Origin of the sequence: Halomonas terrestris, assembly GCF_049166755.1 — a bacterium.
Taxonomy (GTDB): Bacteria; Pseudomonadota; Gammaproteobacteria; order Pseudomonadales; family Halomonadaceae; genus Halomonas.
Map to the genome: position 1 here is coordinate 55,447 of NZ_JBMHFZ010000021.1, position 23,817 is coordinate 79,263.

Annotated in this window: 24 protein-coding genes; 5 read left to right on the top strand and 19 right to left on the bottom strand. The window is 67.9% G+C overall.

From position 1 onward, the window contains the following. Positions 1–37: 37 nt before the first annotated feature. The 11 genes from panD to dksA all read right to left on the bottom strand — a co-directional run bounded on the left by panD (position 38) and on the right by dksA (position 10,883). Complete coding sequence (panD, locus tag ACOMD9_RS17265) at positions 38–418, bottom strand: aspartate 1-decarboxylase (protein ID WP_421417221.1); 381 nt, start codon at positions 416–418, stop codon at positions 38–40. Positions 419–459: 41 nt separating this feature from the next. Next, positions 460–1,308: a pantoate--beta-alanine ligase gene (gene panC / locus ACOMD9_RS17270; protein ID WP_421417222.1), complete on the bottom strand. Its 849-nt coding sequence runs from the start codon at positions 1,306–1,308 to the stop codon at positions 460–462. Positions 1,309–1,320: 12 nt separating this feature from the next. Beyond that, entirely contained in the window at positions 1,321–2,112 is a 792-nt protein-coding gene (gene panB / locus ACOMD9_RS17275; protein WP_421417223.1) for a 3-methyl-2-oxobutanoate hydroxymethyltransferase, read from the bottom strand. A 114-nt stretch (positions 2,113–2,226) separates the two neighbouring features. Beyond that, positions 2,227–2,721: a 2-amino-4-hydroxy-6-hydroxymethyldihydropteridine diphosphokinase gene (gene folK, locus ACOMD9_RS17280; protein ID WP_421417224.1), complete on the bottom strand. Its 495-nt coding sequence runs from the start codon at positions 2,719–2,721 to the stop codon at positions 2,227–2,229. After that, the gene (gene pcnB / locus ACOMD9_RS17285) at positions 2,718–4,115 is read right to left on the bottom strand and encodes a polynucleotide adenylyltransferase PcnB (protein ID WP_421417225.1); all 1,398 of its coding nucleotides are present in this window, start codon (positions 4,113–4,115) and stop codon (positions 2,718–2,720) included. The genes folK and pcnB overlap by 4 nt, the downstream gene beginning before the upstream one ends. 288 nt (positions 4,116–4,403) lie before the next feature. After that, complete coding sequence (locus tag ACOMD9_RS17290; protein ID WP_421417226.1) at positions 4,404–4,754, bottom strand: hypothetical protein; 351 nt, start codon at positions 4,752–4,754, stop codon at positions 4,404–4,406. A gap of 211 nt (positions 4,755–4,965) precedes the next feature. Next, complete coding sequence (locus tag ACOMD9_RS17295; RefSeq protein WP_421417227.1) at positions 4,966–6,345, bottom strand: sigma-54-dependent transcriptional regulator; 1,380 nt, start codon at positions 6,343–6,345, stop codon at positions 4,966–4,968. Positions 6,346–6,361: 16 nt separating this feature from the next. Continuing rightward, positions 6,362–9,283 (bottom strand): ATP-binding protein, encoded by a 2,922-nt coding sequence (locus tag ACOMD9_RS17300; RefSeq protein WP_421417228.1) that lies wholly within the window; start codon positions 9,281–9,283, stop codon positions 6,362–6,364. Further along, positions 9,273–9,449: a hypothetical protein gene (locus tag ACOMD9_RS17305; RefSeq protein ID WP_421417229.1), complete on the bottom strand. Its 177-nt coding sequence runs from the start codon at positions 9,447–9,449 to the stop codon at positions 9,273–9,275. Before ACOMD9_RS17305 ends, ACOMD9_RS17300 begins: the two co-directional genes overlap by 11 nt. Before the next feature lie 12 nt (positions 9,450–9,461). Continuing rightward, positions 9,462–10,355, bottom strand: coding sequence for a tRNA glutamyl-Q(34) synthetase GluQRS (gene gluQRS / locus ACOMD9_RS17310; RefSeq protein ID WP_421417230.1), 894 nt, complete (start codon positions 10,353–10,355; stop codon positions 9,462–9,464). 90 nt (positions 10,356–10,445) lie between these two features. Further along, positions 10,446–10,883: an RNA polymerase-binding protein DksA gene (dksA, locus tag ACOMD9_RS17315; RefSeq protein WP_421417231.1), complete on the bottom strand. Its 438-nt coding sequence runs from the start codon at positions 10,881–10,883 to the stop codon at positions 10,446–10,448. A 220-nt stretch (positions 10,884–11,103) separates the two neighbouring features. Here dksA and ACOMD9_RS17320 point away from each other — a divergent pair, with 220 nt between their 5' ends. Beyond that, positions 11,104–12,264 (top strand): pyridoxal phosphate-dependent aminotransferase, encoded by a 1,161-nt coding sequence (locus tag ACOMD9_RS17320; RefSeq protein WP_421417232.1) that lies wholly within the window; start codon positions 11,104–11,106, stop codon positions 12,262–12,264. A gap of 5 nt (positions 12,265–12,269) precedes the next feature. Further along, a complete protein-coding gene (sfsA, locus tag ACOMD9_RS17325) occupies positions 12,270–13,043 on the top strand; it encodes a DNA/RNA nuclease SfsA (protein WP_421417233.1) in 774 nt (257 codons plus the stop codon). Between the two features lie 48 nt (positions 13,044–13,091). On the opposite strand, the gene ACOMD9_RS17330 is transcribed toward sfsA, so the two are convergent. The 7 genes from ACOMD9_RS17330 to ACOMD9_RS17360 all read right to left on the bottom strand — a co-directional run bounded on the left by ACOMD9_RS17330 (position 13,092) and on the right by ACOMD9_RS17360 (position 18,911). Then, the gene (locus tag ACOMD9_RS17330) at positions 13,092–14,351 is read right to left on the bottom strand and encodes an RNA polymerase sigma factor (RefSeq protein ID WP_421417234.1); all 1,260 of its coding nucleotides are present in this window, start codon (positions 14,349–14,351) and stop codon (positions 13,092–13,094) included. 20 nt (positions 14,352–14,371) lie between these two features. Beyond that, a complete protein-coding gene (locus ACOMD9_RS17335) occupies positions 14,372–14,824 on the bottom strand; it encodes a DUF4426 domain-containing protein (protein WP_421417235.1) in 453 nt (150 codons plus the stop codon). A 50-nt stretch (positions 14,825–14,874) separates the two neighbouring features. Then, on the bottom strand, positions 14,875–15,474 hold the full coding sequence (gene metW, locus ACOMD9_RS17340; protein WP_421417244.1) for a methionine biosynthesis protein MetW: 600 nt from the start codon (positions 15,472–15,474) through the stop codon (positions 14,875–14,877). Further along, positions 15,474–16,631, bottom strand: a complete 1,158-nt coding sequence (metX, locus tag ACOMD9_RS17345; RefSeq protein WP_421417236.1) for a homoserine O-succinyltransferase MetX — start codon at positions 16,629–16,631, stop codon at positions 15,474–15,476. Before metX ends, metW begins: the two co-directional genes overlap by 1 nt. A gap of 54 nt (positions 16,632–16,685) precedes the next feature. Next, positions 16,686–17,279 (bottom strand): YggT family protein, encoded by a 594-nt coding sequence (locus ACOMD9_RS17350; RefSeq protein WP_421417237.1) that lies wholly within the window; start codon positions 17,277–17,279, stop codon positions 16,686–16,688. Between the two features lie 34 nt (positions 17,280–17,313). Continuing rightward, positions 17,314–18,138 (bottom strand): pyrroline-5-carboxylate reductase, encoded by an 825-nt coding sequence (gene proC / locus ACOMD9_RS17355; RefSeq protein WP_421417238.1) that lies wholly within the window; start codon positions 18,136–18,138, stop codon positions 17,314–17,316. A gap of 65 nt (positions 18,139–18,203) precedes the next feature. Next, positions 18,204–18,911, bottom strand: coding sequence for a YggS family pyridoxal phosphate-dependent enzyme (locus ACOMD9_RS17360; RefSeq protein WP_421417245.1), 708 nt, complete (start codon positions 18,909–18,911; stop codon positions 18,204–18,206). A 64-nt stretch (positions 18,912–18,975) separates the two neighbouring features. Here ACOMD9_RS17360 and ACOMD9_RS17365 point away from each other — a divergent pair, with 64 nt between their 5' ends. Both ACOMD9_RS17365 and ACOMD9_RS17370 read left to right on the top strand, forming a co-directional pair. Continuing rightward, positions 18,976–20,010: a type IV pilus twitching motility protein PilT gene (locus tag ACOMD9_RS17365; RefSeq protein ID WP_421417239.1), complete on the top strand. Its 1,035-nt coding sequence runs from the start codon at positions 18,976–18,978 to the stop codon at positions 20,008–20,010. Positions 20,011–20,036: 26 nt separating this feature from the next. Then, positions 20,037–21,179, top strand: a complete 1,143-nt coding sequence (locus ACOMD9_RS17370) for a PilT/PilU family type 4a pilus ATPase (protein WP_421417240.1) — start codon at positions 20,037–20,039, stop codon at positions 21,177–21,179. A gap of 10 nt (positions 21,180–21,189) precedes the next feature. Here the strand turns inward: ACOMD9_RS17370 and ACOMD9_RS17375 are convergent, their stop codons facing one another. Beyond that, positions 21,190–22,320, bottom strand: a complete 1,131-nt coding sequence (locus tag ACOMD9_RS17375) for an anhydro-N-acetylmuramic acid kinase (protein WP_421417241.1) — start codon at positions 22,318–22,320, stop codon at positions 21,190–21,192. A gap of 113 nt (positions 22,321–22,433) precedes the next feature. Here ACOMD9_RS17375 and tyrS point away from each other — a divergent pair, with 113 nt between their 5' ends. Further along, positions 22,434–23,636 (top strand): tyrosine--tRNA ligase, encoded by a 1,203-nt coding sequence (gene tyrS / locus ACOMD9_RS17380; RefSeq protein ID WP_421417242.1) that lies wholly within the window; start codon positions 22,434–22,436, stop codon positions 23,634–23,636. The last annotated feature ends 181 nt before the right edge of the window (positions 23,637–23,817 follow it).

The window sequence follows — 23,817 nt, forward strand, 5'->3', positions numbered from 1 at the left end:
CGGCGGGGGCGCCGGGCGAGTGCCGCCGGACCGAGGGTCAGGCCAGCTGGACCGGAATGGCATGGCTGGTGTGGCTCACCTCGTTGCCTTCCTGAAGGTAGACCAGGGCCGGCTGGTGGTTATCCAGCTCGGCCTCGCTGTAGTGGGCGTAGCTGCAGATGATCACCCGGTCACCGGGGCCGGCCAGGTGGGCCGCGGCGCCGTTGATCGAGATGACCCTGGAGCCCTCCTCGGCGCGTATGGCGTAGGTGGTGAAGCGCTGGCCATTCTCGACGTTGTAGATCTGAATCTGCTCGTTCTCGCGGATACCGGACATGTCCAGGAGATCGCCATCGATGGCACAGGAGCCTTCGTAGTTGAGGACGGCGTGGGTGACGCGGGCCATGTGCAGCTTGGCCTTGAGCATGATGGTGAACATGGGTGGGGTGTTCCTCCGGGTGCAGTGTCGTGGCCTCCGCCTTAGCGGGGCAGGGTCAGGGCCAGGTTGTCGATCAGTCGGGTCGGTCCGAGTCGGGCGGCTGCGAGGAGCACGGCATCGCGAGTGGTCGCCGTGACCGCGCCCAGGTCCGGGGCGCGAAGTTCCAGGTAATCGGGCTCGAAGCCGGCATCGCGCAAGCGCTCCAGGCCCGTTGCCAGGGTGGTGTCGATCGCTTCGCCGCCTTCCAGGGCGTCACGCAGCTCGCAGAGCGTCCGGTAGAGCCGGGGGGCGATGGCGCGCTGGTCGGGGTCGAGATAGCCATTGCGGGAGGAGAGCGCCAGGCCGTCCTCCGCGCGCACGATGGGCACGCCGACGAGCTCGATCGGAAAGTGCAGGTCGGCGACCAGCTGTCGGATCACCGCCAGCTGCTGGTAATCCTTCTCGCCGAAGCAGGCCACGTCGGGCTGCACCAGGTTGAAGAGCATGCTGACGACGGTGGCGACACCATCGAAGTGCCCCGGCCGCGAGCCACCGCACAGTCCCTGGCTGACGCCGGGGACGCTGACCCGGGTCTGGGCCTCGAGGCCGCGGGGGTAGATGGTCGCCGTCGTCGGGGCGAACAGCAGGTCGCAGCCGGCACTCTCGAGCTTCTCCTGATCCTCGGCCAGGGTGCGCGGATAGGCGTCCAGGTCCTCGCCCGCGCCGAACTGCATCGGGTTGACGAAGATGGTGGCCACCACCACGTCGCCATAGCGGCGAGCGCTCTCCACCAGCGCCAGGTGGCCGGCATGCAGGTTGCCCATGGTGGGCACCAGGGCGATACGCTGGCAGCGCCGGCGGCAGTCACCGAGGGTCTCGCGCAGGGCGGCAATCTCACGCAGGGTACGCATCGGGGCGAGCTCCTAGAAGCAGTGTTCCTCGGCCGGGAAGCGCCGAGCCTTGACGTCCTCGTGGTAGCGGCGGAAGGCGTCCGGGATGTCGTCGGCTTCCTGCATGAAGTTCTTGACGAATCGCGGGGTGCGGCCGTGGGTCACGCCCAGGATGTCGTGCATCACGAGGATCTGGCCATCGGTGTCGGGGCCGGCGCCGATACCGATCACCGGTACCTCGAGGGCCTCGCTCACCGCGCGGCCGAGGCTCGCCGGTACGCACTCCAGCAGGATCACCGAGGCACCGGCCGCCACCAGGGTGCGGGCATCCTCGAGGATCTGCGCGGCCCGGTCGGCCTCGCGCCCCTGCACCTTGTAGCCGCCCAGCTGGTAGACCGACTGCGGCGTGAGGCCCAGGTGGGCACAGACCGGCACGCCGCGGCGGGTCAGCTCGCGGATGCCCTCGGCCATCCAGGCCTCGCCCTCGACCTTGACCAGTTCGGCCCCGGCGCGCATCAGTTCGCCGGCGTCCTGCAGCAGTCGCTCGGTGCTGGCGTTGCTCATGAACGGCAGGTCGACCATCAGCAGGCTGGGCCCCTTGCCGCGCGCCACGCAGCGGGTGTGGTAGCAGATGTCGTCCAGGGTGACCGGCAGGGTGCTGGCATGCCCCTGCAGGACCATGCCCAGGGAATCGCCCACCAGCAGCACCTCGATGCCCGCCGTGCCTGCGGCGCGGGCGAAGGAGGCATCATAGGCGGTCAGGCAGCTGAAAGGCTCACCGGCGCGCTTGAAGGCCTGCAGCGAGCTCAGGGTGACGGTTTTCATGGTGTGCTCTCGTGGTTGTCGTCGGGGCCTGCTTGGAACGAGCCGCGGATGTAACCTGTGATTGTTACCCGAATGGCCCTGAAGTGTCGATAGGTAACACTTCGGGCGAAATCTTCAAGCAGTGGGTAACACCGGTCGCAGGCCGCTATCGTCCAGCTCCCTGGCCAGCTCGATCACCCGGCGGCCGTCGGGGAGTTGCAGTGTCGGGGCCAGTTCGGCCAGCGGTACCAGCACGAAGGCTCGCTGCTCCATCTCGGGGTGGGGTACCGTCAGGCGTGGCGATGCCAGGCGCCGGTCATCGAAGAGTAACAGATCCAGGTCCAGGGTGCGGGGCCCCCAGCGGTGACGGCGGACCCGCCGGTGGCGTTGCTCCAGGGCCTGCAGCTGGTCGAGCAGGGCCAGCGGCGAGAGGCGGGTCTCGAGGCAGGCCACGGCATTGATGAAGTCGGGCTGGTCCCGGGGGCCGACCGGGCGGCTGGCATAGAGCCGGGAGGCCGCCGCGCGGCGGGTCAGCGGCAGCCTGTCGAGCGCTTCCAGGGCGCGCTCGACCTGGAGGCGTGGCTCGTCGAGGTTGCTGCCCAGGCCGATCCAGGCGTGATGGCGGCTCATGCGTCGCTCGAGGGATTCCTGGGCTTGCGGCGACGGCGGCGACGCTTCCTGGGTGCGCCGCTGCCGGCGGGGTCGGCACCGACCTTGCCCAGCAGGCGCCGTTGCTCGTGTTCGTCCGCTTGCTGGAAGGCGGTCCACCAGTCACCGAGCCCCGGGTCGAGCTCGCCGGCGGCCTCGCGCAGCAGCAGCAGGTCGTAGGCGGCACGGAAGCGGGGATGCTCGCGGGTCTGGTAGACGCGGCGGCCACGACGCAGCGGCAGGCGTTGCTGAAGGTCCCAGATATCACGCATCGGCAGGCTGAAGCGCTTGGGGATCGAGATGTGCTGGAGCTGGCGCGAGACCACCTGCTGGGAGGCGGCCTGGAGCGCGGGTATCGGCGGCAGGCCGTTGGCCTCCTGCTCGGCGTGGCGCAGCTGCACGGGCCCCCAGAGCAGGGCGGCAAAGAGGAAGGCCGGCGTGACCGGACGCTCCTCGGCGATGCGCCGGTCGGTGCTCTCCAGTGCCAGCTCGACCAGGCGCTCGGCCCAGGGCAGTTCAGCCATGGCCTCGTCGGCCTCGGGGAAGAGCATGGCGAAGAGGCCGTAATGGCGCAGCAGGTGGAAGGTTTCGACACCGTGGCCGGCCATGAACAGCTTGAGTATCTCGTCGAACAGGCGTGCCGGCGGGATCTGCAGCAGCAGCGGGGCGAACTCGTGGATCGGGGCCTCGGTGGCCGGGTCCAGGTGGAAGTCGAGCTTGGCGGCGAAACGCACCGCCCTGAGCATCCTCACCGGGTCCTCGCGATAGCGGGTGGCCGGGTCGCCGATCAGCCGCAGGGTGCGGGCCTCGATGTCGCGCACGCCGTTGGCGAAGTCGTGGATCGAGAAGTCGGCGATGCTGTAGTAGAGGGCGTTGATGGTGAAGTCGCGGCGCAGGGCGTCTTCCTGGATGTCGCCCCAGACGTTGTCGCGCAGCAACAGGCCGTCGTCGGACTGCTGGGCGATATGGTCGCCGTGATCGTCGCCCGGCTTGCCGCGGAAGGTGGTGACCTCGATCACCTCGCGACCGAAGCGCACGTGGACGATGCGAAAGCGCCGACCGATGATCCGCGAGTTGCGGAACAGGTCCTTGATCTGCTCCGGGGTGGCGTCGGTGGCGACGTCGAAGTCCTTGGGCATGCGGCCGAGCAGTGAGTCGCGGATGCAGCCACCCACCAGGTAGGCCTCGAAGCCGGCATTGTGGAGGCGATAGAGGACCTTGAGCGCCGCATCGCTGAAGTGCTGGCGCGATACCGGGTGCTCCTGGCGCGGGATGATGCACGGCCCGGTGCTGCCGACGGGGGCATCCTGAGGACCGAACAGCGACTTCAGGCGCTCGCCCGGGCTCTGCAGAAAGCGGGTAAATCCTTTGAACATGCGGCGATATCGACTCGCGGAGTACGAAAAGCGTTGAGTGTAGCCGACCCCCGACACCTTGCAAAGCATCGAGGGGGCAGGGCGCATGGATTGTGCGGGAGAATGGGGCGCAAAGCAGAAAGGGGAGGCCGGTTGGCCTCCCCTGTCAAGCAATTCTGCAGCATCCATGCTGCTGGTTCTTCTTCGTGATGGCGCATCGCCTTGAATACGCACCACAGTCACCAAGGAGAATTCAGGCAAGCAGTGTTGTTGTCCTTGTTGACGCTCCTGAGGGCGACCGCCTCGTATTCAAAACAATAATCCAACCACGACGGCATGGAGTATGCCTCCTCCCGGCTTGTTGGTGTTGTTGCCGGGAGTGCACCTTGACGGCACTTGTTCTTGTTGGTTGCCGTAGTCTGGTGCGTCGCGTCCTGATGGCTCCGGTGCTTCGAGGCTGTTGTTCTTGTTGACCCGAAGGGCTTGCGCGAATCCGCCGTTGTACTTGTTGTCGGTCGTCGCGTCTGCAGCGTCTCTGGCCCGAGGTGTTGTTCTTGTTGGCGAGAAGGGCCTGTCACGTCTGCTGCCCTGTTGTTGTTGGCAGCGGGTGACATCCGGATTTGTTTTTCTTGCCCTGATATGTAGCAGGCCGCGTGCCACGATGATATTTTTCTTTCAATAACAGCTACTTATATTTGACGCCTCGGCCGGAAATGGGGAAGGGGGGCGGGAGTGTTACCGCTTGGGCCCCTCCGTGGGGCAATGGCTGGGTGGGAAGGTAACAAATGGTGCGCACGGGTCGAGGGACGTGGCTCCACCGCCGATATCCGGGTGCTGGTACCTTGGTCTAATGCCGCGGGAAGCGAGGGCCTCATCCGGTGCTGCGCTTGGGGCTCTTCTTGCGCGGGATGCCGAGTCGCTGGCGGCGCTCCCACAGGCACTTGCGGCTGATACCGAGCTTCTGGGCGAGTTCGGTCTCGCTCATCTGGTCCTGGTGCTCGAGCACGAAGTGCTGGAAGTAGTCTTCCAGGGAGAGGTCCTCCTCGTCGGTCGGCGTTGCGGTGCCACCGTCGATGCTCGTCGGGGGAGTGGCGGACACCGGACGCGGAGGTGCCGACAGTCCCAGGTCATCCGGGTGGATCAGGTGGCCTTCGGCGAGGATGACGCCGCGCTCCAGGGCGTTCTCCAGTTCGCGCACGTTGCCGGGCCAGGGGTAGTCGTGAATGGTGCGCCGGGCGGCACGGGAGAGCCGCAGCCCCTCCCGGCCATGGCGGTGGCAGGCCTTGTCCAGCAGCACGTCGGCGATCTCGAGGATGTCCTCGTCGCGTTCGCGTAGCGGCGGCAGGTCGATCTGCATCACGTTGAGGCGGTAGTAGAGGTCGAGGCGGAACTCGCCGGTCTTCGACAGGGCGCGCAGGTCGCGGTGGGTGGCGGCGATGAGGCGGACATCCACGTGACGGGTCTCCACCGAGCCGATCTTGCGGATCTCGCCCTCCTGCAGCACGCGCAGCAGGCGTGCCTGGGCGTCGAGGGGCAGTTCGCCGATCTCGTCGAGGAACAGGGTGCCGCCGTCGGCGGCCTCCACCAGGCCGGTGCGGGCGGCGCTGGCCCCGGTGAAGGCGCCCTTCTCGTGGCCGAACAGCTCGGACTCGATCAGGGTCTCGGGAATCGCCGCACAGTTCACGCAGATCAACGGCGCCGCGGCACGCTTGCTCTGCTGATGGATGGCGCGTGCCACCAGCTCCTTGCCGGTGCCCGACTCGCCCTGGATCAACACCGTGACGTCGGCCGGTGCGGTCTTGCGGATGCGGGTGTAGACCACCTGCATGGCAGCGCAGTTGCCGATCATCGGCTGGGCATTGCCTCCCGGTGCGGTGACATCGGGAGGCTCGGTGCCCCGGGCGGCCTGCTGGTGAAGCGCCCGCGATACGGTCTCGAGCAGTTCGTCGTGGTCGAAAGGCTTGGCCACATAGTCCACTGCGCCGAGCTTCAGGGCCTCCACCGCCGAGCGCATGCTGGCGTAGCTGGTCATGATCAGTACCGGGACCGGGGCGGCATGGGCGATCAGCTCGGTGCCGGGCTCGCCGGGCAGCCGCAGGTCGCTGATCACCAGGTCGTAGCGCTGGGGGTCGAGCGCGAGGGCCTCGGCGACCGAACCGGCCTCGCTGACATGGTGGTCGTGGCGCTCCAGCAGCCGCCTGAGGGCGGTGCGGATGATGGCTTCGTCTTCAACGATCAGAATCCGGCTCATCGGGGCTTTCACCCTCCTATCGGTTGAGGGGCAGCCAGAGGCTGATGCGGGTGCCGTGTGGCTGCCCGGGCGGCGGGGAGTCGATATCGATCTGCCCATGATGCTCGGCGATGATGCTGTAGACCAGCGGCAGGCCGAGCCCGGTGCCCTCGCCGGGCGGTTTGGTGGTGGTGAACGGCTCGAACAGGTGATCGCGGACGCTGGCATCGATACCGTGGCCCTCGTCGGTCACGGTGATTCGCAGCCATTCCCCTTCCGGCGCGGCGTCGACGACCACCCGGCCGCCCGGCTCGCTGGCGTCGCGGGCGTTGCCGAGCAGGTTGATCATCACCTGCAGCAGGCGCTGGGCGTCGCCCGGGACCTCCAGGTCGGGAGCGCAGAGGTTGCAGTAGTCCACATCCTCCCCCGAGCGGGCCAGGTGGATCAAGTGCAGTGCCTCGTCGGTGATGGCGGCCATCGATACCGGAGCAAAGGACTGGCCCGCCACGTGGCGGCCGCCGTGGGCGAAGCCGACGAGCGAGGAGACGATGCGCGAGACCCGGTCGGTGAGCTGCTGGATCTGCCCGGCGGTCTCGAGCAGCTGGGGGTCATCGGTGTCGTAGCGCAGGTTCTGGGCCAGCGAGGAGATGCCGGTGATGGGGTTGCCGATCTCGTGGGCGACCCCGGCGGCCAGCTGGCCGATCGAGGCCAGCCGCGCGGCATGCACCAGCTCATCCTCCAGCCACTTCATCTCGCTGTGGTCCTCGATCAGGATCACCTTGCCGCCGCGCTCGTCGTCGCCGTCCTCGAGGTCGGCCTTGTGCAGCGTCAGGTAACGCAGCCCGCCCTCCAGCGCCACCGGCTGCTTGTAGAGGTGGCTCCTGGGTTCGGCGAGGATGCGCCCGAGCAGTTCGCCCCAGGGCGCGGGCAGGCTATCGCGCCGGGCACCGATCACGCTCGCGCCGGGGATGCCGGTGAGCGCGGAGAGGGCGTCGTTCCACATCAGCAGCTCGCCGTCGTCGCCGAAGGCGCAGAGCCCGACGGGAAGGCGGGCCAGGGTACGACGGTGGTAGCGACGCAGGCCGTCGAGTTCACGGGCCAGTCCGGTCAGGCGCGTGCGATAGGCCTCCAGGCGACTCTCGACGAAGTGGATGTCCTCGGTGGCATCGCCGCCATCCTGGCGATAGGGCAGGTAGCGGTCGACGATGTCCTGGGCCACCGACGGGCCCATCAGGCCGGAGAGGTTGGCCTGGATGCGGTCCCGCAGGCGACGCAACGCATAGGGGCGGCTCTCCAGCGGCGAGAGGTGCAGGGCGGCCAGGGCGCGGTCGACCTCTCGCGAGGCGACGTCGTCACCCAGCGCCCGGGCCAGGTGCTGCTTGAACTCCTCGCCGTTGGCGGCTTCCAGGGGCAGGCGCTTGGGCCGGATGACCGCATCCACCGAGCAGGCCTCGGCAGCGGCGCGCTCCCCCGGCGAGGTGCGAGTCATCAGGGAGACCAGGATCAGGGTGAGGATGTTGGAGGCCAGCGACACCAGGGTCACGATGTACCAATCGGGCTCGCTGGCGATCACCTCGAGCCCCGGTGGCAGCACCACCAGGGCGGGCAGGTCGGTGAGCAGCGGTGGCCACAGGCCGGCCAGCCAGATCAGGGTCCCGACGACGAGGCCCGTCACCATCCCCTTGCGATTGGCGCCGGGCCAGTAGAGCAGCGCCAGCATGCCCGGCAGGCACTGGGCCATGCCGATGAAGGCGGCGAGGCCCAGGGTGGTGAGGTCGTGATTCACCCCCACGGTGCGGTAGAAGAGCCAGCCGCCGAAGATCACCGCGCCGATCAGGGCGCGTCGCAACCAGCGCAGCCAGCGGTAGAGATCGGGCTGGTCGACCGGCGGGTGAGCCACCAGCACCAGGTGGTTGAGGATCATCCCCGACAGCGCCAGGGAGATGATGATCATGGTGCCGCTGGCCGCCGCGAGGCCGGCGATGAAGGCCAGCGCCCCGACCCACCAGGCGTCCGACAAGGCGAAGGCGAGGTAGGCCGCGCCGATCCCGGTGGCCTCGGCCCCGAGGCGCTGGGCGCCCCACAGGATCAGCGGCACCGGCAGCGCCATGAGCAGCAGGAAGAGCGGCAGGCTCCAGGCGGCCTGGAGCAGGGTGCGTCGTGAGAGGGTCTCGGCGAAGGTGATATGGAACATGTGCGGCATCAGGAAGGCCGCGGCGAAGAACAGCAGCAGCAGGGTGCGCCACTGGGCCGGGTCGAGGTGCTCGACCCCGGCCTGGGCCGCACGCCCGGGGCCGTCGAGCCAGGCCTGGAGATCGGCGGGGCCGTCGAAGATGGCGAACAGCGCGAAGGCCCCCAGCGCGAGCATGGCGACCAGCTTGACCGCCGACTCCAGGGCGATGGTGACGAGCAGGGTGTCGTGGCGGGCATGCAGCCGGGTGTGGCGGGCGCCGAAGAGGATGGTGAACAGCGCGATCAGCACGCAGAAGGCCAGTGCCAGCAGCGACGGCGAGGCGGCGCCGGTCATCAGGAAGATGGCATCGCCCATGGTCTGCACCTGCAGCGCCAGCAGCGGCATCACCGCCAGCAGGCTGACCAGGGTGACCAGGGTGCCGACCCAGCGTGAACGGAAGCGGAAGGCGAACAGGTCGGCGAGCGAGGAGAGCTGATAGGTGTGGCTGAGTCGCTGGATCGGCACCAGCAGCACCGGAGCCAGCAGGAAGGCACCGGCCACGCCGAGGTAGTAGGCCAGGTAACCGAAGCCGGCGCTGCTGGCCAGTTCCAGGCTGCCGTAGATCGCCCATGCACTGGCATAGACGCCCAGCGCCAGGGTATAGATCGCGGGGTGACGGGCGATGCGTACCGGTATCCAGCCGCGCTCCACCGCCAGGGCGCAGAGGAACAGCAGCAGCAGGTACCCGGTACCCAGCGCCAGGAGGCCGGTGAGACTAGCGTTCATCGAGCTTCCTCTTCTGTTCCAGCCACAGCGTCAGGGCGATCAGTACCCCCCAGATGAGAAAGGGGCGATACCAGGCCACGCCGGGACTGGCCCAGCCGCTCATCAGCAGTGGCGAGAGCAGGTAGCCGCCGAACACGAGGAAGAGCATGATGCGGTAGACGTACATGGTGCGCTCCTCTCAGTGGCCAGTGGCGGTGGCCGTACGCTCGGGGTGGGCGTGGATGCGGCCGACATCCCAGGTCGTGATGGCCCGGGCGAGCTGGTCGGCCACCGGGGCCGTGGCCAGCTCGGCGGGAGGGGCCTGGTCCATTGCCACCAGTGCCCGGTGCAGCAGGGGGCGAACCGCGGCATCCTCCAGCGGCAGTGGCGGGGCCAGGTTCTGCTTGGAGAGCTTCTGGCCATCGCCGCTCATGATCAGTGGGAGGTGCAGGTAGCGCGGCTCGGGCAGCCCCAGGGCGTGCTGCAGCTGGCGCTGCCAGGGCGTGTTGTCGAGCAGGTCGTGGCCGCGCACCACGTCGGTGATGCCCTGGTCGGCATCGTCCACCACCACCGCCAGCTGGTAGGCCCAGAGGCCATCCTTGCGCTTGAGTACCACATCGCCCAGCTCGGCCGGGTCGAAGCGCTGTTCGCCGAACAGTCGATCCTGCCAGACCACGGGGCGCAGGCCGAGGTCACTGCGCAGTCGCCAGGCCACCGGCTTGCCGGGTTCTCGAACGCCCTCGCGACACCAGCCGGGGTAGATCGGGAAGTCACGCCACTGCTTGCGTGAGCAGCTGCACGGGTAGGCCAGGCCCAGCGACTCGAGTCGTGCCAGCGCGGCGGCATAGGCCTCGTCGCGGTCGTGTTGCCAGCGGACCGGGCCGTCCCAGTGCAGGCCGCAGGCCTCCAGCTGGCGCAGGATGGTCTCGGCGGCGCCCGCTGGGCAGCGCGGCGGGTCGATGTCCTCGATGCGCAGCAGCCATTCCCCTCCGGCATGGCGGGCATCGAGAAAGCTTGCCAGCGCCGCCACCAGCGAGCCGAAGTGCAGCGGCCCCGAGGGGGTCGGAGCAAAGCGACCGCGGTAGTGACTCATGGTCGACTCCGCCGACGGGCGTCAGACATGCAAACGGGCACCCCTGGGTGCCCGTCACGACGCTGTTGCAAGGGAGTCGGCATGGCCGGATCAGCCACCCAGCTGCTTTTCCTTGAGCTCGGCCAGCGTCTTGCAGTCGACGCAGAGGGTGGCGGTAGGGCGCGCCTCGAGGCGGCGGATGCCGATCTCGACGCCGCAGGCCTCGCAGAAGCCGTAGTCGTCCTCGTCGATCTTCTCGAGGGTCTCGTTGATCTTCTTGAGCAGCTTGCGCTCGCGATCGCGGGTGCGCAGCTCCAGGCTGAAGCCCTCTTCCTGGGTGGCGCGATCGGCAGGGTCGGCGTAGTTGTTGGCCTCTTCCTGCAGGTGGCGCACCGTGCGGTCCACCTCCTCCATCAACTCCTGTTTCCAGCCCAGCAGGATCTGTCGGAAGTGCTCCAGCTGCTGTTCGTTCATGTACTCTTCACCCGGCGCCGGCTCGTACGGGGTGAATTTCTTGGGCGCTTCCGTCTTCTTTTCAGCTACTGGCATGGGATTGCCTCGTTACTGTGGTGACTGCTGATCAATACCCGCCATGGTGCAAGGTATCTCACGCCAAAAGGATGCTTGTTTAGCGGAAAAACGCGGGCTTTGCAACTCCCCGGCTCCCTCGATCTCCGCGGTTGCAACGAAAGTCGGTACAATATGCCCGTTGGACCGCAAGGCGGGGAAAGAGTCCCGTCGTGGTCGATCATCCGTACAGGAGTCAGTCATGCCGTGGAGTTCGCGTGTCGAGCGGGTCGCCCCCTTCCGGGTGATGAGCCTGCTGGAGACCGCCCAGGCCCGGGAGGCGGCCGGGCACGACGTCATTCACCTGGAGGTGGGCGAGCCCGACTTCCCCACCCCCGGGCCGGTGGTCGACGCCGGCCAGGCCGCGCTGGCGGCGGGGCACACCCGTTATACGCCGGCGGCGGGGTTGCCGGCCTTGCGCGAGGCCATCGCCGGTCACTACGCCGAGCACTTCGGCGCCGAGGTCGACCCCGGGCGCATCCTGGTCACCCCCGGGGCCTCGGGGGCGCTGCTGCTGGCCAGCCAGCTGCTGGTCGAGCCCGGTGACAGGGTACTGATGGCAGATCCCAACTACCCCTGCAACCGCCACTTCATGGCCCTGGCCGGTGCCGAGGTGGACGTGGTGCCGGTGGGCGACGAGAGCGGCTGGCAGCTGGACGCGGACCTGGTCGCCCGGCACTGGCGCGACGAGACGCGGCTGGCGATGCTGGCCACGCCCTCGAACCCCACCGGCCACATGCTCGATGCCGGACGGCTCGCGGCCGTGGCCGAGACGGTAGCGGCCCGCGGCGGCCACCTGCTGGTGGACGAGATCTACCAGGGGCTCTGCTACGACCTGGCGCCGCTGTCGGCGGCATCCATCACCCCGGATGCCTTCGTGGTCAACAGCTTCTCCAAGTACTTCGGCATGACCGGCTGGCGCCTGGGCTGGCTGCTGGCGCCGGAGGCGGCGGCGGAGCCGTTGACCCGGCTGGCGCAGAACGTCTTCCTGGCGGCGCCCACTCCCGCCCAGCATGCGGCACTGGCGGCCTTCACGCCCGAGTGCCGCGAGATCCTCGAGGCGCGCCGCCGCGAGCTCGGGCGCCGCCGCGATGCCCTGCTCGCCGGCCTGGCCCGGTTGGGGCTGGCGCCCTCGCTCCCCCCCCAGGGGGCCTTCTACCTGTGGCTCGACATCTCCCGCTACAGCCACGACAGCCAGGCCTTCTGCCAGCGCCTGCTCGAGGAGGAGAACGTCGCCATCACCCCGGGTATCGATTTCGCCCTCTCGGGCGGTGAGCATCACGTGCGCATCGCCTTCACCACCAGCATCGAGCGCCTGGAGGAGGCGGTGGGCCGGCTCGAACGCTTCCTGGCAAGGCGCTAGACGGCATGGACTATCCCGAGCTGGTGGGCGGAACCCTGCTGCGCCGCTACAAGCGCTTTCTCGCCGACGTGCGCCTCGACGACGGTCGCGAGGTGGTGGCGCACTGCCCCAACACCGGGTCCATGCGAGCGGTGAACGTGCCGGGTTGTCGTGTCTGGCTCTCGCCCAGCGACAACCCGGCGCGCAAGCTGGCCTGGACCTGGGAGCTGATCGAGCTGCCCCAGTCCGACGGCACCATGGCGACCGCCTCGGTGCATACCGGGCGGACCAACCGCATCGTCGAGGAGGCCCTGCGCGAGGGGCGGGTGCCCGGGCTCGCCGGCTACGCCGACCTGAAGCGCGAGGCAAGGGTGGTGCTGGAGTGTCAGCTCTCGGCGCGGCTGGACTTCCGCCTGGACGACCCCGAGCGCGGTACCGCCTTCGTGGAGGTCAAGCAGGTGACCCTGAAGGAACACGACGGCCACGGCTATTTCCCCGATGCGGTGAGCGAGCGGGGGCGCAGGCACCTCGAGGTGCTGGCCGGGCTGGTCGCACGGGGGCAGCGTGCCGTGCTGCTGTTCTGCGTGGCCCACGAGGGAATCCCCGACGTGGCCCCGGCGGACCATCTGGATCCGGCCTATGCGGCGACGCTGCGCGAGGTGGCCGCCCGGGGGGTGGAGGTGCTGGCCTGCGGCTGCAAGGTCACTCGCCGCGCAGGCGTGCCGGTGGCGATCCACCTGGACCGTCAGCTTCCGGTGTCACTCGAGCGCCGGGTGGGAGTCGCCCTGGGCATCGACTGAAGCGGGGTCGACCCGCGGGGGGCGGCCAGCCTCGTGCGTGTCATCCGTTCAGGCCGGGACACACTCCGGCAGGGCCCGGGCAATGCGCTCCAGGGCGTCGCGCCCCCTGGCGTCGCCGGCGTGTCGTTCCCACCATTGACGGTGGACGCTGCGGACCCTTACCGTGACCTCCGAGAGGCCCAGTACCTGCGCCATCGCGAGCCGATGCAGGCCCTTGTTGGTCTTGATGATCCCGCCGTGGCGGTCGATCGTCACCCCCAGTCTGTCCTTGCCCTCGTGCCTGTCGAAACCGAAACAGGCCATGTTCTCCATGTACAGCAGGTAGAGCCGCAGGTACTCGAGGATGCGCTCGCGGCTGTCCAGCAGCATTCCCTTGTGATGGGAGCGCAATGGACGCTCCTGTTCCAGCTGCTGTTCGAGCTGCCGGCAGGTCTCGCTGCGGCTCGGGTCGAGCCGATGGGACCAGAGGTCCCGAATGAAGCGAGTGCGGCCGCTGTCGGCCAGGTACTGGCAGGGCAGGTCCCAGTCCCCGGACCACAGGAACAGGTTCGAGGCCTTGCGGCGTTCCACGCGGTCGGGGAAGGCGGCCGGATAGCTGAGGCAGCGAACCAGTTGCCCGGGATTCACCGCGAGATCCAGGCGCTCCCCCAGGGCGGCCTCGATACTGCGCCGCGGCAACCCCTGGGCCTCCAGCCAGCGGCTGCCGGCACGCTGGGCGAGCCAGCGACGGAACAGCCACTCTTCCAGGGGGCGTCCCAGGCCATGTTGAAAGGACATCTTGGTCCGATAGGCGAGCCGGGAGGTCAGCATCTTCCGGCGTAACCGGACATCGTAGAGGGGAGGGTGTACCCGTTCCCCGGTGGGGGTCCTCGGTAACCGGGGGGCCGCCAGCTGTGCCGACAGCGACTCGGTCAGGCGGCCGTCCAGTGACGGCCCGGGGGGGCGCGGCTCCAGCTCGCGGGAGCGGGACCAGAGTGCCTGGCCCTGCAGCCTGGCCGGCACCTGCCGTGCGGCCGTGGGCTGGCCCTTGCCCAGGGCCTCGAGCTGGTTGTGCAGCCGGCTGCCGAGGATGGCGAAGAGCCAGGGGCCGGGGGGCGTGCCATCGGAGCGGAAGCGCCTGGCATTGAGCCAGGCCAGCAGGAGGGTGTCGTGCACCACATCCTCGGACTGGCGGGCGTCATCCAGAAAGGAGTCGGCGGTGGCCAGCATCGAGGGAGCGATGTCCTGTCGCAGCCGGTGAAAGCCGGCGGAGTCCTGATCACGGCACGCGTCCAACGCCAGCTCCAGGGGGGCCGGATTCGCCGGCATGGGACCACTCATTCGAAGGGTTACCTGTCGATGTAGAAGCGCTGGATGAAGCTGACAGCCGCCGGCTCCCGATTGCGGTCGTAGCGCACCTCGAGGTCGAAGCGCATGGGGGCGTCGTCGTGGATGCGGAAGACCGCGATCTGCGACACGCTGTCCCCGCTGCGCAGGGTACGGAAGGCGAGGGGTTCGCCGTCCGTGCCCCCCAGCTCGGCGACACGGCCGTTGACGGTGGCCGGCACGACCCGAGTCGTGCCGTCCTCGAGCTCCTCGACCACGCTGACATTGAGCAGCGCCATGACCTGGCTGCGCTGGATGCGGTGCTCGTCGGCCACGTCCCGGGGCAGGAAGCTGGTGTTCACCGCACTGTAGTGGATCTGGAAATTGCCGACCTGTTCGAATTGCTGGGCCTGCAGAGGCAGGGCCAGCAGCAGCATGCCGCCCAGGGCCAGGCCGGTCAGGAAGTGTCTGATCATGGTGTGTCTCCCCGTCTTGCGCTGCGGCTTGCAGGGCCTTGCCTGCCGGGTCAGTCGTCCCGGCGGCTAACCCGGAAGATGGCGATCTCGCCGAAGAGGTTGGGCCACCAGCGCGAGGTCCAGTGGCCCTCGTGGTCGCCGATGCCCACCGCCCGGTCGACGATGATCAGACCCTTGTCGCGGCAGAGTTGTTCAAAGTCGTTGAAGGTCGACAGGTGGATGTTGGGCGTGTCGTACCAGGCATGGGGCAGCGACTTGGAGACCGGCATGTAGCCCTTGAAGCCGAGATAGGCGCGGTGCCGCCAGTAGGCGAAGTTGGGAAAGGTGATGATCGCCTCGCCGGCGACGCGCAGCATCTCGTCGAGCATGCGGTCGGGGCGGCGCAGGGCCTGCAGCGCCTGGGTCATGACCACCAGGTCGCAGGCGTCGTCCTCGAAGTTGGCCAGCCCCTCGTCGAGGTTCTGCTCGATCACGTTGACGCCCCTGCCGATGCAGGCGGTGATGCCGTCGGGATCGATCTCCAGGCCGTAGCCGGTGACGTTCTTGTCCCGGGCCAGTGCCGCCAGCAGGGTGCCATCACCGCAGGCCAGGTCGAGGATGTGGGACCCTTCCGGCACCCAGTCATGGATCAGCTTGAAGTCGGCGCGCATCATGGGCGCTCCTCCTGGCCGAGGTCCCGGGCGACTCGGGACATGAAGGCGGCGAACACGGCCTGGTAACGGGGCTCGGGCATCAGGAAGGCGTCGTGGCCGTGGGGCGAGTCGATGTTGGCATAGCTGACCGGCTTGCCGGCCCTGATCAGTGCGTTGACCAGCTCGCGGGAGCGTGACGGCGGGAAGCGCCAGTCGGTGGTGAAGCTGACCACGAGAAAGGGGCAGGCCGCCGGTGCCAGGGCCCGGGCAAGGTCGCCGCCGTGGACCGCGGCCGGGTCGAAGTAGTCCAGTGCCTTGGTCATCAGCAGGTAGGTGTTGGCATCGAAGGAGGTGGAGAAGGTGTCGCCCTGATAGCGCAGGTAGGACTCCACCTGGAACTCCACGTCGTAGCCGAAGTTGATGTCGTCCGTGCGCAGGTCGCGTCCGAACTTGCTGCCCATGGCGTCTTCCGACAGGTAGGTGATGTGTCCCACCATGCGGGCCAGCTTGAGGCCGCGTCGGGGTACCTTGCCGTGCTCGGCGTACCAGCCGTCATGGAAGTCGGGGTCGGAGCGGATCGCCTGGCGCGCCACCTCGTTGAAGGCGATGTTCTGGGCCGACAGCTTCGGCGTGGCCGCGATGACCGCGGCATTACCCACCCGCTCGGGGTAGGAAAGGGTCCACTGGACCACCTGCATGCCGCCGAGGCTGCCGCCGATCACGGCGGCGAAGCGCTCGATGCCGAGCCGATCGGCCAGCCGCGCCTGGCTGTGCACCCAGTCGCCCACGGTCATCATGGGGAAGTCCGGCCCCCACTGGCGCCCGGTCTCGGGGTTCACGCTGTTGGGGCCGGTGCTGCCGTGGCAGCCGCCCAGGTTGTTCAGCGAGACCACGAAGAAACGCTCGGTGTCGATGGACTTGCCGGGTCCGATATGGGTGTCCCACCACCCTGGCTTGCGCTCGTCGAGGTCATGGAAGCCTGCGGCATGGTGGTGCCCGGAGAGGGCGTGACAGATCAGCACCGCATTGGAACGTGCGGCGTTGAGCGTGCCATAGGTCTCGTAGACGAGGTCGTAGGCCGGCAGCGTCTTGCCGCAGGCCAGGGCCAGGGGGTCGTCGAAGTGCGCCGTCTGTGGCGTCACCAGGCCGACCGAGTCGCGGGGAAGCTCGGGCATCAGTCGTTCGGTGTCCAGTCGTTGTCGTGGAGCCTGTTCTTGTGTGGGGCTGGCTCAGAGGCCGACCAGGGCGCCGGAGATGCCGGCGGCTCGGGTCAGGGAGCCCACCACGATACCATCGATGATGCTGATGGCGATGAAGGCCACGATGGGCGAGAGGTCGATCATGCCCAGCGGCGGGATCACCTTGCGCAACGGCGCCATGATCGGCTCGACCAGCTGCATCACCAGCAGCGCGCCGGGGTGGCTGGCGTTGGGCGCTACCCAGCTGAGGATGATCATCACGATCAGCGCGAAGAAGTAGATCTTGAGGATGGCGTTGGCCAGTGCCGCGACCGACCCGATGGCCACGCCGGCCAGCGGCGGCATGCCGAAGCCGGCCACCTGGAGGATGACGATGATGCTCACCGCCTTGATCACGAAGCCGGCCGCCAGGGTCGCCAGGTCGAAGCGGTTCATCACCGGCCCCAGGAAACCCTGGAAGGGGCGGACCACCGGCTGGGTGATCTTGACCACCGACTGGCTGATGGGGTTGTAGTAGTCGGCCCTGGATGCCTGCAGCAGGAAGCGCAGCATCAGCAGGAACAGGTAGATGTTGATGAGGGTGTTGACCAGCAGCAGGCCGGCACTTCCCAGTTGACTGCCCATCAGGGCTCCTCCTTGTTCGTGAAAGCTTGCCGGGTTAACGCTCGCCGAGCTCGTCGGACATCTCGCGGGCACGGGAGGCGCAGGCGTCCAGTGCTTCACGCATGATGCGGCGCAGGTTCGCGCCCTCCAGGTGCTCGATGGCGCGTTCGGTGGTGCCGCCGGGGGACATCACGTTGCGCTTGAGCTCGGCCGGGGTCTTGTCGCTCTGCTGGGCCATCTTCGCTGCCCCCAGCGCCGTCTGCATCGCCAGGCGGCGGGCGGTCTCGGCGGGCAGCCCGAGCGATACGCCGGCCTCCTCCATGGCCTCGAGCATCAGGAAGAAATAGGCCGGACCACTGCCCGAGACGGCGGTCACGGCATCCAGCAGGGCCTCCTCCTCGACCCACTCGACCAGACCCACTGCCTCCAGCAGCTCGGTGGCAACCCGGCGCTGCTCCTTGCTGACCCTGTCGTTGGCGAAGAGCCCGGCGGCACCGGCACCGACCAGCGAGGGCGTGTTGGGCATGCAGCGTACCACCGCCAGGTCGCCGCCCAGCCAGCGCTCGAGCGACTCGGCATCGAGGCCGGCGGCCACCGAGATGACCAGCGGACGGCGGCGCTGTACCACGTCACGCAAGCCCTCGCAGACTTCACGCATCACCTGGGGCTTCACGGCCAGCACGACCACGTCGGCCTGGCTGACGGCGGCGGCGTTGTCCGTGCTGGTGTGGATGCCGTAGCGTTCGTGCACCGGGGCCAGGAAGGCATCACTCGGCGAGGTGGCAGTGATGGCGGCAGGCGGGAAGCCGTTATCGATCATGCCGCCGATGATGGCGCTGGCCATGTTGCCGGCGCCGATGAAGGTGATTCTGCTGGCCATGCGTTGTGTCCTGTGTCGGTCGACGAATGTTCGGCCGGCTGGCGCTGCCGGCATCGGTGTTGTCGTTACTGTCGTGCTGTCCGCTCGCCGAAGATGGCGGTGCCGAGCCGCACCAGGGTGGCGCCTTCCAGTACGGCGGCCTCGAGGTCGGCGGTCATGCCCATCGACAGGGTATCCAGTGGCGCTTCGGGGAAGCGGACCCGCAGCGCTTCCAGTGCCCGGCGCAGCCTGGCGAAGGGCTCGCGCTGGGCCTCGATCTCCTCGGCAGGGGCGGGGATCGCCATCAGCCCGCGAAGGCGCAGGGCCGGCATCGCCAGCACCGACTCGGCCAGGGCCGGGAGCTCGTCGAGGGTGACACCGGACTTGCTGGGCTCCCCGCTGATGTTGACCTGCAGGCAGACATTGAGCGGCTCGAGTCCCTCGGGGCGTTGATCGTTCAGACGCCGAGCGATCCTGTCCCGGTCTACGCTGTGCACCCAGGCAAAGTGTTCGGCCACGGCTCGCGTCTTGTTGGATTGCAAAGGGCCGATGAAATGCCAGACGATGTCGTGGAGGTCCGCGAGTTCGGCCTGCTTGTCGAGGGCTTCCTGGACATAGTTCTCGCCGAAGTCACGCTGGCCGAGATGCCAGGCCTCGCGGATCATCGCCGCCGGCTTGGTCTTGCTCACGGCGAGCAGGCGGGCATCCGTCGCCGGCCGCCCGGCAGCACGCAGCGCCTCGGCGAGGCGGGTGCGGGCGGTGGCAAGCGACTCGGAAAGTACCAAATCCTTCATCACGAAAGGTCTGTCATACTGGTCATAACTGAAGGGAACCTTATCCCGGGAGCAGGGGAAACGCATGGATATTACCGAACTGCTGGCGTTCTCGGCAAAGCAGAACGCTTCAGACCTCCATCTGTCGGCAGGCTTGCCGCCGATGATACGCGTCGACGGCGACATCCGCCGGCTCAATGTGCCGGCCATGGAGGATCGCGAGGTCCGCAAGCTGATCTACGACATCATGGCGGATCGGCAGCGCCGAGACTACGAGGAGTTCTTCGAAACCGACTTCTCGTTCGAGGTCCCGGGCGTCTCGCGCTTCCGTGTCAACGTCTTCAACCAGGCCCGCGGGGCCGGCGCGGTATTCCGTACCATTCCCTCCGACGTGCTCACCCTGGAGGATCTGGGGATGGGCGACGTCTTCCGCCGCCTGTCCATGCTGCCCCGCGGCCTGGTGCTGGTGACCGGCCCGACCGGCTCGGGCAAGAGCACCACGCTCGCCGCGATGATCGACTATATCAACGACAATCGTTACGAGCATATCCTGACCATCGAGGATCCGGTGGAATTCGTCCATCGCAGCAAGCGCTGCCTGGTCAACCAGCGTGAGGTGCACCGTGACACCCATGGCTTCGCCCCGGCCCTGCGCAGCGCCCTGCGCGAGGACCCGGACATCATCCTGGTCGGCGAGATGCGTGACCTGGAGACCATCCGCCTGGCGTTGACCGCGGCGGAGACCGGTCACCTGGTCTTCGGCACCCTGCACACCACCTCGGCGGCCAAGACCATCGACCGCATCATCGATGTCTTTCCCGGCGACGAGAAGTCCATGGTGCGCTCGATGCTCTCCGAGTCGCTCCAGGCGGTGATCTCCCAGGCCCTGCTCAAGCGCCAGGGGGGTGGCCGGGTGGCCGCCCACGAGATCCTCATCGCCACGGCGGCGGTGCGCAACCTGATCCGGGAGGACAAGGTCGCGCAGATCTACTCCGCCATCCAGACCGGCGGCAACCTGGGCATGCAGACCCTGGATGCCTCGCTGGCCAGGCTGGTGGCCGACAATGTGGTGGCTCGCGACGAGGCCCAGACCAAGGCCAAGAGCGTGCTGTCGAGCTGAGCACGAGACACGATAGGAGCAGGGACATGACAGCATTGGAGTGGCTCCACCAGCTACTGGACATCATGGCGCAGAAGGAGGCGTCGGATCTGCTGATCTCGGTGAATGCCCCGCCGACCTTGAAGATGGCGGGCCAGCTCACGCCCCTGGGGGATCAGGCGCTGAGCGTCGAGCAGGTCAACGAGCTGGTCAATGCCTCGGTACCCGAGGGGCTGCGCGAGCGTTTCCAGACCGAGCGTGAAGCCAACTTCGCCCTGAGTCTCAAGGGGCGTGGACGTTTCCGTGTCAGTGCCTTCCAGCAGCGCAACCAGCTGGCCATGGTGGTTCGCCGCATCGCCTTCGATATTCCCCATCTGGAGGAGCTGTCGCTGCCTTCGGTACTGGGCGAGCTGGCCAACATCAAGCGCGGCCTGGTGTTCGTGGTCGGCGGTACCGGTACCGGCAAGTCGACCACCCTGGCGTCGATGATCCAGCAGCGCAACGAGACCCTGGGCGGGCACATCATCAGCGTCGAGGACCCCATCGAGTACGTGCATCCGCACAAGAAGGCGATCATCAACCAGCGTGAGGTGGGGATCGACACCGAATCCTTCGAGGTGGCACTGAAGAATACCCTGCGCCAGGCGCCGGACGTGATCCTGATCGGTGAGGTCCGGACCCGGGAGACCATGGAGCATGCGCTGACCTTTGCCGAGACCGGCCACCTCTGCCTCGCCACGCTGCACGCCAACAACGCCAACCAGGCACTGGATCGCATCATCCACTTCTTCCCCCACGAACGGCATGAGCAGATCTGGCTCGACCTGTCGCTCAACCTGCACGCCATCGTGGCGCAGCAGCTGCTGCCGACGGTGGACGGTGGCCGGTGCCCGGCCATCGAGATAATGCTCAAGTCGCCGCTGATCGGCGACCTGGTGCGCAAGGGAGCGGTCAGCGAGATCAAGAACGTCATGTCGCGTTCGCGGGATCTGGGCATGCAGACCTTCGACCAGGCGCTCTATGACCTCTTCAAGGCGGGAAAGATCACCGAGGAGGTGGCGCTGGTGCATGCCGACTCGGCCAACGATCTGCGCATGATGATCAAGTATGGCGACGAACGCAGCGAGGGGCTCTCCCAGGCCAAGGAGGCGGCCTCGCACCTGACGCTGCGCGGCGAGGACGACTTCTAGCGGACGTCGGTCAGGGGGCGAAGATGCCGCCCAGCACGCGGTGGCTCGGGGCCCCGGTGACCGAGGGCAGGTTGCCGGGCAGGCCCGCGAGCCTGCGCCAGGCCAGCCAGGCGAAGGCCCCGGCCTCCAGCCAGTCGGCTGGCCAGCCCCAGTCTGCGCTGGCGACCAGCGGTGTCTCGGGGAGCTGGCGCGCCAGGCGCGCCAGCAGGTCAGGGTTGTGAGCGCCACCGCCGCAGGGAATCAGGGCGACGGCAGTGGGGGCCGCCAGCTTCTCCCTGGCGATCCCGATACCAAGGGCAACGCTCGTCGCTGTCAGCTCGGCCAGTGTGGCCTGCACGTCCTCCGGCGACTCCTTCCCCGTCAGCCTTGCCTCCAGCCAGGCCAGGTGGAAGAGCTCGCGGCCGGTGCTGCGCGGCGGCGGCTGGTGGAAGAACGGCTCCGCCAGCAGGCGCTCGAGCAGGGCGTCGTCCACCCGACCCGACGCTGCCCACTCCCCTCCGGCGTCGAAGCGCCCGCCGCGGTGGCGGGCATGCCATGCGTCCAGCAGCGCATTGGCCGGGCCGGTGTCGAAGCCGAGCGGCGCCCGCTCGTCCTCCGTCGGTGGCAGCAGCGTCAGGTTGGCGAAGCCCCCCAGGTTGAGTACCAGGCGCCATTCGCCGGGGGCTCGGAACAGTGCCTCATGGAAGGCGGGTGCCAGGGGCGCGGCCTGGCCCCCTGCGGCCAGGTCGCGGCGGCGGAAATCGGCCACCACCGTGCAGCCTGTGAGTTCGGCGAGGAGACTCGGGTTGTCGAGTTGCAGGGTGTAGGCGGGGCCTCCGTCATGGCCCCGGGGGGCATGCTCGATGGTCTGGCCATGGCTGCCGATGGCCGAGATGGCCGTCCGCTCGGCTCCGCTCGAGGCGATCAGTGCCTCGACGGCAGCGGCCTGCAGGCGGCAGAAGGCATCCTCGGCGGCTGCCAGTTCGGCGAAGCTCACCCGGTCGGCATGGCATAGCCGCCACAGCCGGTCGCGCAGCGTCTCGGGCATCGGCGTGTCATGGGTGGCGACCAGGCGTGGTGCGCCGCCCTTCCGGATCTCGATCAGGGCGGCGTCGATGCCGTCGAGGCTGGTGCCTGACATCAGGCCGATGAAGAGGGTCATGGGGACTCCCGGGCGGGCTCAACCGTGGATGGCCGGACATGTTAACATCCTCGACCATTCGAACACCGAGTGCCCGCGGGGTCGCGGGCCGCCTGCTGAGTGGAGAGGAGACAATGACCGATGTTGCTGGCGCCCTGGCGCTGCTGAAGCGCGGCACCCACGAGATCCTGCTGGAGGAGGAGCTGGTCAGGAAGCTGGCGTCCGGGCGCAAGCTGCGCATCAAGGCGGGTTTCGATCCGACGGCCCCCGATCTTCATCTGGGGCACAGCGTCCTGCTGACCAAGATGCGCCAGTTCCAGGACCTGGGCCACGAGGTCATCTTCCTGATCGGCGACTTTACCGGCCGCATCGGCGATCCCACCGGCAAGAACGTGACGCGCAAGCCGCTCACCGAAGAGGAGGTCAAGGCCAACGCCCAGACCTACAAGGATCAGGTGTTCAAGATCCTGGATCCCGAGAAGACCGAGGTGCGCTTCAATGCCGAGTGGTTCTCCTCCATGAGCGCCGCCGACATGATCGAGCTGGCCGGCCAGAGCACCGTGGCGCGCATGCTCGAGCGGGACGACTTCGACAAGCGCTACAAGTCCGGCCAGCCGATCTCCATCCACGAGTTTCTCTACCCGCTGGTGCAGGGCTACGATTCGGTGGCCCTGAAGGCCGACATCGAACTGGGCGGCACCGACCAGAAGTTCAACCTGCTGATGGGGCGCGAGATCCAGAAGCACTTCGGCATGGAACCCCAGGTGGTGATCACCATGCCGCTGCTGGAAGGTCTCGACGGCGTGCAGAAGATGTCCAAGTCGCTGGGCAACTATGTCGGCGTCGACGAGGCGCCGGGGGCCATGTTCAACAAGCTGGTTTCCATGCCCGACAGCCTGATGTGGCGTTACTTCGAGCTGCTCTCGCTCAAGCCCAATGAGGAGATCGCGGCGCTCAAGCGCGATGCCGCGAAGGGTGCCAACCCCCGCGACATCAAGATGATCCTGGCGCGTGAACTGATCGGTCGTTATCACGGCGAGGAAGCCGCCGCGAATGCCCACAGGTCCGCGGGCAACCGGCTTGCCGAGGGTGAACTGCCGGAGGATCTGCCCGAGCTCGAGGTCGACTTCGAGGGGGCCGCCCAGGCGCCCATCGCCGCTGTGCTCAATCGCTCGGGGCTGGCCCTCAATAGTGCCCAGGCCAAGGACATGCTCGGCAACGGGCGGGTCAAGGTGGATGGCGAGGTGGTCGAGCGCGACCATATGCTCGAGACCGGCAAGTGCTATGTCATCCAGGCCGGCAAGAAGCGCTATGCCCGGGTGACACTCAACAAGTAGTGGGGCGACAGCCCGACGGCGGGTTCGACGCCCTTCCAGGGGCGGGCGCTGCTGCCTGGTCCGCGGTGCTCCGTTGCGGCGCGCTCATCCATCCACAGCCCCTCTGCCGAGAGGGGCTGTGGATATCCTGGTTGCGGTCTCTTCGCCTTCCCTGTGATGCGTCCGAAACTTTTCTCCACGC

Coding starts and splice junctions, on each gene's coding strand:
- panD (WP_421417221.1), bottom strand. CDS start 418: ATGTTCACCATCATGCTCAAGGCCAAGCTGCACATGGCCCGCGTCACC.
- panC (WP_421417222.1), bottom strand. CDS start 1,308: ATGCGTACCCTGCGTGAGATTGCCGCCCTGCGCGAGACCCTCGGTGAC.
- panB (WP_421417223.1), bottom strand. CDS start 2,112: ATGAAAACCGTCACCCTGAGCTCGCTGCAGGCCTTCAAGCGCGCCGGT.
- folK (WP_421417224.1), bottom strand. CDS start 2,721: ATGAGCCGCCATCACGCCTGGATCGGCCTGGGCAGCAACCTCGACGAG.
- pcnB (WP_421417225.1), bottom strand. CDS start 4,115: ATGTTCAAAGGATTTACCCGCTTTCTGCAGAGCCCGGGCGAGCGCCTG.
- ACOMD9_RS17295 (WP_421417227.1), bottom strand. CDS start 6,345: ATGAGCCGGATTCTGATCGTTGAAGACGAAGCCATCATCCGCACCGCC.
- ACOMD9_RS17300 (WP_421417228.1), bottom strand. CDS start 9,283: ATGAACGCTAGTCTCACCGGCCTCCTGGCGCTGGGTACCGGGTACCTG.
- ACOMD9_RS17305 (WP_421417229.1), bottom strand. CDS start 9,449: ATGTACGTCTACCGCATCATGCTCTTCCTCGTGTTCGGCGGCTACCTG.
- gluQRS (WP_421417230.1), bottom strand. CDS start 10,355: ATGAGTCACTACCGCGGTCGCTTTGCTCCGACCCCCTCGGGGCCGCTG.
- dksA (WP_421417231.1), bottom strand. CDS start 10,883: ATGCCAGTAGCTGAAAAGAAGACGGAAGCGCCCAAGAAATTCACCCCG.
- ACOMD9_RS17320 (WP_421417232.1), top strand. CDS start 11,104: ATGCCGTGGAGTTCGCGTGTCGAGCGGGTCGCCCCCTTCCGGGTGATG.
- sfsA (WP_421417233.1), top strand. CDS start 12,270: ATGGACTATCCCGAGCTGGTGGGCGGAACCCTGCTGCGCCGCTACAAG.
- ACOMD9_RS17330 (WP_421417234.1), bottom strand. CDS start 14,351: ATGCCGGCGAATCCGGCCCCCCTGGAGCTGGCGTTGGACGCGTGCCGT.
- ACOMD9_RS17335 (WP_421417235.1), bottom strand. CDS start 14,824: ATGATCAGACACTTCCTGACCGGCCTGGCCCTGGGCGGCATGCTGCTG.
- metW (WP_421417244.1), bottom strand. CDS start 15,474: ATGCGCGCCGACTTCAAGCTGATCCATGACTGGGTGCCGGAAGGGTCC.
- metX (WP_421417236.1), bottom strand. CDS start 16,631: ATGCCCGAGCTTCCCCGCGACTCGGTCGGCCTGGTGACGCCACAGACG.
- ACOMD9_RS17350 (WP_421417237.1), bottom strand. CDS start 17,279: ATGGGCAGTCAACTGGGAAGTGCCGGCCTGCTGCTGGTCAACACCCTC.
- proC (WP_421417238.1), bottom strand. CDS start 18,138: ATGGCCAGCAGAATCACCTTCATCGGCGCCGGCAACATGGCCAGCGCC.
- ACOMD9_RS17360 (WP_421417245.1), bottom strand. CDS start 18,911: ATGAAGGATTTGGTACTTTCCGAGTCGCTTGCCACCGCCCGCACCCGC.
- ACOMD9_RS17365 (WP_421417239.1), top strand. CDS start 18,976: ATGGATATTACCGAACTGCTGGCGTTCTCGGCAAAGCAGAACGCTTCA.
- ACOMD9_RS17370 (WP_421417240.1), top strand. CDS start 20,037: ATGACAGCATTGGAGTGGCTCCACCAGCTACTGGACATCATGGCGCAG.
- ACOMD9_RS17375 (WP_421417241.1), bottom strand. CDS start 22,320: ATGACCCTCTTCATCGGCCTGATGTCAGGCACCAGCCTCGACGGCATC.
- tyrS (WP_421417242.1), top strand. CDS start 22,434: ATGACCGATGTTGCTGGCGCCCTGGCGCTGCTGAAGCGCGGCACCCAC.